General features: G+C 41.2%; 8 protein-coding genes. 5 read left to right on the top strand and 3 right to left on the bottom strand.

Annotated elements, in window-relative coordinates; all coding sequences use genetic code 11:
• Window positions 1-133: 133 nt before the first annotated feature.
• The 4 genes from BM278_RS13060 (at window position 134) to BM278_RS13075 (ending at window position 4796) form a co-directional block, all read left to right on the top strand.
• Window positions 134-901: a DeoR/GlpR family DNA-binding transcription regulator gene (locus BM278_RS13060; RefSeq protein WP_015375990.1), complete on the top strand. Its 768-nt coding sequence runs from the start codon at window positions 134-136 to the stop codon at window positions 899-901.
• A 151-nt stretch (window positions 902-1052) separates the two neighbouring features.
• The gene (locus tag BM278_RS13065; RefSeq protein ID WP_090950400.1) at window positions 1053-2375 is read left to right on the top strand and encodes a four-carbon acid sugar kinase family protein; all 1323 of its coding nucleotides are present in this window, start codon (window positions 1053-1055) and stop codon (window positions 2373-2375) included.
• A complete protein-coding gene (gene pdxA / locus BM278_RS13070; protein WP_015375992.1) occupies window positions 2359-3375 on the top strand; it encodes a 4-hydroxythreonine-4-phosphate dehydrogenase PdxA in 1017 nt (338 codons plus the stop codon). Before BM278_RS13065 ends, pdxA begins: the two co-directional genes overlap by 17 nt.
• A 50-nt stretch (window positions 3376-3425) precedes the next feature.
• Window positions 3426-4796, top strand: coding sequence for a GntP family permease (locus BM278_RS13075; protein ID WP_090950403.1), 1371 nt, complete (start codon window positions 3426-3428; stop codon window positions 4794-4796).
• Between the two features lie 17 nt (window positions 4797-4813).
• Here the strand turns inward: BM278_RS13075 and BM278_RS19685 are convergent, their stop codons facing one another.
• The 3 genes from BM278_RS19685 to BM278_RS13090 all read right to left on the bottom strand — a co-directional run bounded on the left by BM278_RS19685 (window position 4814) and on the right by BM278_RS13090 (window position 9326).
• Window positions 4814-5071 carry a hypothetical protein gene (locus BM278_RS19685; protein ID WP_208601805.1) on the bottom strand — a complete coding sequence of 86 codons (258 nt, stop codon included), beginning with the start codon at window positions 5069-5071 and terminating at the stop codon, window positions 4814-4816.
• 166 nt (window positions 5072-5237) lie between these two features.
• The gene (locus BM278_RS13085; RefSeq protein WP_090950409.1) at window positions 5238-7277 is read right to left on the bottom strand and encodes a hypothetical protein; all 2040 of its coding nucleotides are present in this window, start codon (window positions 7275-7277) and stop codon (window positions 5238-5240) included.
• Between the two features lie 6 nt (window positions 7278-7283).
• Complete coding sequence (locus BM278_RS13090) at window positions 7284-9326, bottom strand: McrB family protein (RefSeq protein WP_090950412.1); 2043 nt, start codon at window positions 9324-9326, stop codon at window positions 7284-7286.
• Window positions 9327-9504: 178 nt separating this feature from the next.
• Here BM278_RS13090 and BM278_RS13095 point away from each other — a divergent pair.
• Window positions 9505-9753, top strand: a 249-nt coding sequence (locus BM278_RS13095) for a transposase (RefSeq protein WP_208601806.1), incomplete at its 3' end; no start/stop codon positions are given.

A 9753-nucleotide genomic window follows, 5' to 3' on the forward strand; every position in this document is an offset into this window, starting at 1 on the left:
ACCAAACCCATCTTAGAATTGAAAAAAATTTTCTACTTCCCTTATTGACAAAAGTTAACAAATAGAAATAAAATATCGTTAAAAGTTAACAAAAAATTGTTAAAATCGAACATTTTTTAAAGGATGAATACACATGTTGCCAAAAGAACGACGCCGATGGATTGAAAAACAATTGATCACCCAAGGTAAAGTGGATATCGAAGAACTGTCGCAACAATTAAACGTGTCAGCAATGACGATCAGAAGAGATTTGGCTCTTCTTGAAAGAGAGGGCAAGATCGTCCGAACACATGGGGGTGCCATTCATCCGAAATCGCTAATTCAAGAAACACCGTACTCAACGAAAAAAGAAAAAAATATCGAGCAGAAAAAAGCCATTGCCCGTAAAGCAGTCGAACTGATTCCAGAAGGAGCTAATGTCATTTTAGATTCAGGAACGACCACTATTGAAGTCGCTAGGTTGATTAAAGACAGGGAAGATTTAACTGTTATTACTAATGACATTAAGATTGCAGCCGAATTAATGGAAAGTAAATTAAAGGTGATCGTGACGGGAGGTGAATTGCAAAACCAAGTTGGTACTTTGTATGGCTGGCCTACCCAAGAGTTACTGAAAAACATCCATGCAGATATTTTCTTTTTAGGGGCCCATGCTGTCGATATTGCATCAGGAGTAACATCGCCCACTTTTGAAAAATCGCTAATCAAAAAACTGATGATGCAAGCGGCCGAATCTACTTGGTTGCTGGCCGATTCCAGCAAGTTTAACCAAAAGGCTTTTTCTCTCGTTTGCCAACTTTCAGAGTTGGAAGGGATTATTACAGACACGGGATTAAGCCAAGAAGACCAGTGTAAATATAGTGAACATGTAAACGTGATTGTTGTACGCCCTATTGAATGAGAATGAGTATAGGCAGTCCCAACTTCAACTAAAAATCAACGTCATATGAAAAACCCCTTACTGTCCTGCTTGGTGATAAACAAAAATAAGGGGGTGATCCATCGGCAGCGATATAAACGATTTTGATAGACAGGGAGGGGGAACAATACTTATGAGAATAGGAGTAATTGCAGATGATCTGACCGGCGCTAATGCAACAGGAGTCAGATTGGCCAAACAAGGATTCAAAACAGCTACCTTCGTCAGAAACGCACCTTTGACAAATATAGAAAACTACGATGCTATTTGTATTGATACCGATAGCCGATACGCTTCTAGGGAGATTGCGGAAAATCGCGTACGCCAGGCAATCAAAAACCTCAAACAATGGAATGTGAAGATATTTTGCAAGAGAATTGACAGCACCATCCGTGGCAATATTGGGATCGAAATTGATACCGTTTTAAATGAACTTGGCGAACATTCTATCGCCATCGTCGTCCCTTCTTTTCCCGACTCGGGAAGAATAACAACCGGGGGATATTTGCTCGTTGATGGTGTACCTGTCCAGGAAACCGACGTAGCCAAAGATCCTCTTATGCCCGTCAATCAGTCGTTTGTCCCAGACATCATTCGACAACAAAGCATCCATTCAGTCTCATTGATAGGGCTGGATGCCGTTCTTTCCGGCGTCGGGAGAATCACCAATAAATTACGGGAAGAAATCGAACAGGGAAACCGAATCATCGTGGTTGATGCAGTAAACGATGAACATATCGAAACAATTGCCCTTGCGATGACAAAGATTAAAGATAAAATCATTGTTCCCGTCGATCCAGGTCCCTTAACCGCTTACTATGCAAGATTATACTTACATCAAGAACTCAACACACAAAAAATATTAATCGTCATCGGAAGTGTGACCTCTTTAACCGGCCGACAACTTCATTATCTCTTAGCTAAAACAAACGCTAACCCGGTATACGTAAATCCAGAAAAATTAGCGAGTTTCACAAATAGCTGGAATGAAGAAGTTGAACGGGCCGTATCCATTGGCCTAAAAAGATTAGAAACAGAAAACATCTTAATTGTGACTACGTACCACCCCGCGAATAAACTAATCAACTTGAAAGCGTTATCAGATATAGAGCAAGTATCTGAAGATGCTCTAGCTAAAAGAATAACAGACGGACTTGCCGTAATTAGCAGGAAAATTATCGAGAGTTCCAAGTATCCCATTTCTGGATGCTTCACAAGCGGCGGCGATGTAACCGCATCCCTTTGCGCCGTAGGAAGAGCAAATGGCATTGAAATTGAAGACGAAGTTCTCCCATTGACATCATTCGGATACTTCTCGGGAGGATACTTGGACGGACTCCCTGTCGTCACAAAGGGAGGCATGGTTGGCGACCAACGGTCCATTTATAAAAGTTTACGGTTTTTGCAAATGAAAATCAATCACCAAAGGAGTGGAAAACATGTCAGCACAAACTAAACCGATTATCGCAATCCCAATGGGAGATCCGGCAGGAATCGGACCAGAGATCACAGTTAAAGCCTTGAATAACCCGAAAATATATGAAGTTTGCTCACCCCTTGTTATTGGTCATAGTGAAGTATTGAAAATGGCTATGAATTTTACAAGTATCTCGCTGAACATCCGTGAAATTAAAGATCCTTCAGATGGAAAATACGAACATGGAACAATAGATGTTATCTCATTAAACAACGTAAACGTAGACACCCTTGAAATGGGGAAAGTTCAGGCACAATGCGGGAAGGCAGCTTACGAATATATTGAAACAGCTGTCCATCTAGCCCTTAACGGAAAAGTGTCAGCTTTAGCCACGACGCCGATCAATAAAGAATCGTTGAAAGCGGCAAACGTTCCTTTTATCGGACATACAGAAATATTAGCCGCATTGACCAACACCCATGATCCACTGACGATGTTTGAAGTAAGAAACATGAGAATTTTCTTTTTAACGAGACACCTGTCCCTAAAAGACGCCATCGCCGCAATGACAAAAGAGAGAGTTTGTGACTATTTAATTCGTTGTGATCAAGCATTGCAACGCCTAGGAGTGGAAAATCGCAAAATCGCCGTAGCAGCATTAAACCCACACGGCGGAGAAAACGGGCTGTTTGGAAGGGAAGAAATCGATGAGATTCTCCCAGGCATTCAAATGGCTCAAGAAAAAGGGATTAACGCCGTTGGGCCAATCCCTGCTGACTCTGTTTTTCATCACGCACTAAATGGGCGTTATGATGCTGTACTATCCCTTTACCATGATCAAGGTCATATTGCCGCGAAGATGGCGGATTTTGAAAGAACGATTTCGATTACAAACGGTCTTCCATTTTTGCGCACATCTGTCGACCACGGAACAGCCTTCGATATTGCCGGAAAGGGAATTGCAAGCAGCGTAAGTATGGAAGAAGCCATTACACTTGCAGCAAAATATGCGCCAAAATTTCAGCCTTCATGGGCATAACTCTTCTATGGTCTAGGCAACAAAAGGGGAATGAAAAGGGGGTATAAGCGTTGGAAGCATCGGGCGCCCAAATGATATTCGGGCTTGTATTAGGGGTAGCGATCCTCATTTTCCTAGTACTTAAGACGAAAATTCACGCATTTTTGGCTCTGATCATAGCGGCTTCCATTACTGGACTGATCGGTGGCATGTCTGCTCCCGACGTCGTTAACGCGATCACCGCAGGATTCGGATCCACTTTAGGATCTATAGGAATCGTGATTGGATTCGGAGTGATGATGGGACGCATTTTAGAAGTATCCGGTGCGGCTGAAAAAATGGCATATACTCTTGTAAAATGGGTCGGAAAACGAAAAGAAGAATGGGCAATGGCGATCACAGGGTATATCGTTTCCATCCCTATCTTTGTGGACTCAGCCTTTGTGATTTTAACGCCGCTTGTGAAAGCCCTTTCTAAAAAAACCGGGAAATCCGTTCTCACCATTGGCGTGGCACTCGGAGCCGGGCTCGTCGCCACCCACCATGCGGTGCCACCAACACCCGGTCCATTGGGTGTTGCGGGAATTTTTGGAGTTGACGTCGGATTGATGATTGCGTGGGGATTAGTTTTTGCCATCCCCGTTACCGTTGTAGGCGTCCTATATGCCAAATGGCTTGGAAAGAAAATATATCAAATCCCTGATGAAACAGGCTTAGATTATGTACGACCGGTTAATCCGATCACGGTCCAGGAATTTCTTGAATCTAAGGAAAAGAAAGACTTACCTTCACTAACACGATCGGTGCTTCCTATTTTCGTTCCGATTATATTAATCTTTGCGAATACAACCGTCACCGCCCTCAAATTAAAGGGAGGAATTTACGACTACATCACATTTCTTGGCTCGCCCATTATTGCAGTTGGAATCGGATTGATCTTCTCCATATACGGATTATATCACCATGTGAAGCGCTCTGAAGCGCTTGACCAAATGGAGGAAGGAATCAAAACGTCCGGAATCATCCTCCTCGTCACCGGTGCCGGTGGGGCGCTCGGGAACGTCCTAAGGGAGAGTGGAAGCGGGGATTATATTGCCCAACAAGTTGCGCAATTACATCTCCCAGCCATCTTAATCCCTTTCATCATCGCAACGATTGTGAGACTGATTCAAGGCAGCGGAACCGTGGCCATGATTACCGCCGCCTCCATCTCAGCACCTATTTTGCAACAATTGAATGTCAATATGGCATTGGCTGCACAGGCAGCCGCCTTAGGGGCAATGATCTTCTCGTATTTTAACGATAGCTTGTTCTGGGTCATTAACCGCATGTTAGGAATTAAAGAAGTGAAAGAACAAATTTTGACATGGTCTATTCCAACCACACTGGCATGGGCAGCGTCTTTGGTTACGTTACTCATCGTCAATGCATTTTTCGGATAAATCAACAAAAATGAAACTTACAAGCCGCCCTTGTTACGGGGTGGCTTGTCCTCCTTACCTTTTCCGCTGACGCCATCCCCACACACTTCCGCTGATTGGTTCCAACGAATATTCCGCTTTCCATCCCAACTCTTCATCAATTTTTTACGTGGATGCAACAAGACGCGCCGGGGCGCCCGGCGGCGGTCGGTGGATTCAATGACCATCACTGTTTCTTCGCTAAAATAATATATGTCTACACTGCATGGTATTTTGATTGGGAGTTTTTCGCTCATGAGTATCAACTTTCAGAAACAGAAATAAAGTCCGCCTCATTCAACAAGGTGGGGAATCTGTTTTACGTATGGCAGACACAAGAACAAGTTAAGTTTACGACAATCATTCTACTAATCCTCGCCAAGCTTCCGGATTTGACAGTGTTTGACTACAGGCATTGTATTATTAGACATCGTTTCTAAATCGATCCTGAGCCCGTTTGTTACAAACTGGACAAAACACATCCCATTCGTCTGGTGTTTCCTTATGATAATTCATTTCTGAATGTTTAGTATATTTAAACAAAGTGGCAGTTGATGGTTCATGAGCATCTTTTTTCGCATAATTTCCTCCTTTTCTGTTGAAACAAAAAGACTCTACCCAAAAGGCTTCGCATTCCGGATTGCTGCATGTAAAATACTTTTTCTTTTTCTGTTTAACATCGTACTCACACTTAGCAGGAAAGTGTGCACCGCAATGCATGCACACCCCGTTATACCCTAAATGATAATGCAGCAGCATATTCATCCATTTTACAAACCCTTTTTTATTGCTAGGCTTATAATCAAAGCTGCCTAAACGGTGCCTAAGTTCTTCTTGTTTCCTATGATTTATTGCCGCATTCCATGTATGAATAGAAACATCCTTTAATTTATTTGGATGCATTAAAAAGGATGCTATAGGCTTCTTCGGCAAAGGTTTATAATATTTTTCAAATGATACATCACGAACGATTTCAGCCCAATACTCCCGATTAGGCAATGGCTTATACTTTGCATCCAAAAAAGCCGTCTCCGTTCGAAACGAATCCCGGAAAATAAAAGTAAAATCAGGTCTATAAGATTTTTCCGTATCTAAAAAAGGACGTTCATAATAAACTTCAAGTGTTAAATCCATTTCTTGCAGCTCATAACTATTTTCATAACGATAAACAGGGCGGTGAAAGGTAAAAGATATTCCTTCTAACCCCCTTTTTCTTTGAAGACGTCGTTGAATTTGGGTATACGGATTTTGAACCGGGATAAAACCGCATTCGTAAATTAATGAATGAATAATCGAAAGCAAACACCATACCTCATATAATTTTGGTGACTTTTGCAAAGGAGCATATGTATTTGACAATTGTTTCAACGGCTTTAAGTTCAACAAATCGTCTAAATATTGATACGCTTCACTGTAAAGAGGCGAAAATGTAAACAAGTGCGTTTGCGCCAGTTCCTCTTCGCCTACATTCAAGTAATGCAAATTTAAACATTTCTTTGCCATATCAACGATCTCTTCCCAATAACGCTCACTCTCGCAAACTAACCGAAGGAATTCGGAAACATGAACCAAATCTTTCTTTATAGAATTCTTGATTCTTTTCTGCTCCCAAACTTCTAGACGCTGATCTTTCTCACTAGATAATGCATAAATTAAAAAATCCCTTCTTTGACATAAATCTCTTTTTCTGTTCCGCGCCTGTCTTAAATAACGATCCGCATAATCTATTAACCTCTCCAGTCCCCAGCGTATCATTCTATGTTCCGGAATATCTATGGAACGCACGTTTACAGGAATCGAAAACTTATCCTTAAACGGAAAAAGCTTGCGGTTGATCAAAAATTCTGCATCAAACCGTTTTATTTTGGAAGAAGGGACCAATTGTTGCTCACGTATTAATTGCTCATGGGGCGCATCTTCCAATTCCAATAACACTTCATGAAGTTTTTTCGTCTGTTCCAATGCATATTGAGCCGCCTCAACATTTTCTCTCCACAATCTCATTGGCGTCGCAGGCCCCTCGTTAGCCGTCAATAAATCTTCAAGCATATTGACGATTTCGTCTTTCATCTGCTGAAATTCTTCCTCTGTCAATAAACTGCTTGTGATATAAACGTCGCTAGACCTGTCTATTATATACCCGTCTCCATCTTCCGCCTCAAAGAAAAAAGTGCCGCATTGATTAATACCGATTGGACTTCGCTCCTCAAGTTCATCACCTTTATCATACCAAACATCCCATTGTTCATCATAAATTAAAGGAATTCGCTGCTCACTCGACGTTATACCGTAATGGGACAAGAATACTTTTTGGACTTTATTATTCGATGTTTTTACAACAATCGTCCCTTCATATTCAGAAGCAATATAACAGTTGCTTTCTTCATTAAAAATCAGCGGACTGATTAATTTTTGTATAGGGCGTTCGCTTGTAGACTTGATCTTAGCGATCCATAATTCCACTCCGCATCATCTCCAATATGTAATGGTCCGCCCTTGACTTAACATTTCTTCTATTTTCATTTGAGTTAATAATGAAATATCCGATTGATGCTTGAGCTTTTGTAATAGCTGCTCCAATGCTTGAACCGTTTCTTCGCTTCGTGAAACTTGGATTCTCGGCAATATTTTTCCGCGAATGATTTGATCAAATTTCAAATGAGAGTTTACCGCACTTCCGTAATAACCAATTTGGTCTAAAGCTCTGCGGTTCAATCTAGCTCCTAATTGATCCAGCAGCGGATTGAGTTCTTTGGCCTTTTGCCTGCAATCCTCATCCATTACAGTCACCGTTAAATCTTTCTCCAAATCAACGGAAATCAACTTAGATACTTTTATCTTTTCCAGTTCTTCTATTAAACCTTCCTCATCCTCTGGATAACGCAGTTCAATTACAAAGCTACGATCAATAATTTTGGGACTTAGTCCCTTTACGGTATGATCCATATTCATCGTGCCAATAAATCTTACATTACGTGGAATTTCAAATTCTGCAGGATACCGGTAGCGCAAATCAAAACAATTTTGCACTTTCCATCTTTCAGAATCGCTCTGTATTTGTTTACATTTCTCTTCATCAAGCAACTCAAGTCCGTTTTCATCCACAGTGATGTAAGGTTTAATCATTTCATCAGCTAACTTTTGAAAATGTTTAGAGTAAAGGGTAATCTTAGGATTTTCTTCTTCCATGGCGCTCAAAAATTCCGCAAAATAATACTCTACATGGGACAGGTTCATCTCGTCTAAACAAATCAAATACAAAGATTTCGGATTTTTCTTTGCTTCTACTAACGCATCCAAAAATTCAGTGGAGACATATTGATAATCAATTGGATTAAAGAACCCGAGTATATCTTGCTTATCCGTCCAGCTAGACTGAACCCTTATCGTGTATGTCTTTGCCCCCTTAATGATTTTAGAAAAATTTCTTGCCAGGCTGGATTTGCCTGTTCCGCTCGGACCATGCAGAATAATAAGCTGATTCGTCTTTAAAGCGCCTACAAAACATTCAATAACATCACGTTCATACTGAAGATCGCATCGTTCGTGCAAAGCACCTTGAATAGTCGCTATAATATCTTCCTGATCGCTCCAATGAATGGTTTGGTCATTTGAAATAGCATTATCTTCATCATCTTCATTCTCTAACAGTGGATGTACAAGACGGAACCGTTCAAATTGAGATTTTAGGCTTTTTTTATATCCTTCTAACTTTTGGGCTTCTTTGTTCAAAGCTTCTTTTTGTTCTTCTAGTTCCCTCTTTCTCTTATCTAACAAAGACTCTTCATCGCTGATTAATTTTTTCTGTCCTTCGAGCTTTTTTAATTGCCGATCGATTTTACTTTTTTCTTTATTGAACATCTCTTCCTTCTGACGATATTCTTCTTGCAGTTTTATCTCCTGCTCCCGAAAGTTGGCTCGCAACTCATTTTCTTGTTTATTCAATTTCGCTTCTAACCTTAGGATATCGTTCTCTATTTGTGATTCAATCTGCGACACAATGAGCGGCGCAATTTTTTCCAAAGGTCCAAGCTGCTCCGCAAGCTTTTGCACAATTCTCTCACCGAAGCATGCTAGCAAACTTGTTTGAAAAGAAGCACGCCGGATAGAATTTGCGTTAATAAATACCATTCCTAATTTTCTATTTTCCTTCTCATCCGAAAGTTTATTGAATTTTAGTTCTTCGGCAACAGCAGTTAAGATATCCCCTTTCTTATACTTGGCTCCATTATTTGGAACGGTCAAGGCTACCGTCCATTTATCCCCATTAAAAGGAAGAACAAACGGCGTAAACGTATCAGGATTCAGCACTTCTGCTATTAATAACACGTTGTCATTCTGCAACTCCTTCACATACCTTACTTCTAAAATTAAACGACTGCCAAGAAGCTGCGGATCACAAAACCTCACATAAAATTGATGTGCATCTTCCTGCGTCCAGTTGATCGGCGCCCCTAACTCATTTAAGAGAGAATTTAAATAGTCTTGCAATTTTCCTGCGTTGCTTTCCATATCTGATGCAACTCCTTTTCCTGCTGCTCACCGACAGTGCAAAACATCCCTCTGTTCTAGCTTCAAGTTAAGTCCATATAATTGTGTAAAAAGGGAAATAGAAAAAGAGCCATGTTGCTTCCCCTTTGGTAGAATAAACAGTGGACCAAAAACACCAAACATAAGGAGGAATGCAACCATGGCTCAATATCATATTACCCTAAATGATGAACTTTTGCACGGGTTATTCACCAGAGATGAAGGATTAGCGAAGCTACTGGAACAAGTCCTCAATCAAATCCTCGAGGCACAAGTAGAAGAACAGCTGGGGGCTCGCCGTTATGAACGAACGGAAGAACGAAAAGGATATCGCAACGGTTCGTATCCACGCCAGCTGACAACCCGGGTGGGACGGTTGACCTTGCGCGTTCCACGCACAAGAGAGGGA

Origin of the sequence: Parageobacillus thermantarcticus, from assembly GCF_900111865.1 — a bacterium.
GTDB classification, from domain to species: Bacteria; Bacillota; Bacilli; order Bacillales; family Anoxybacillaceae; genus Parageobacillus; species Parageobacillus thermantarcticus.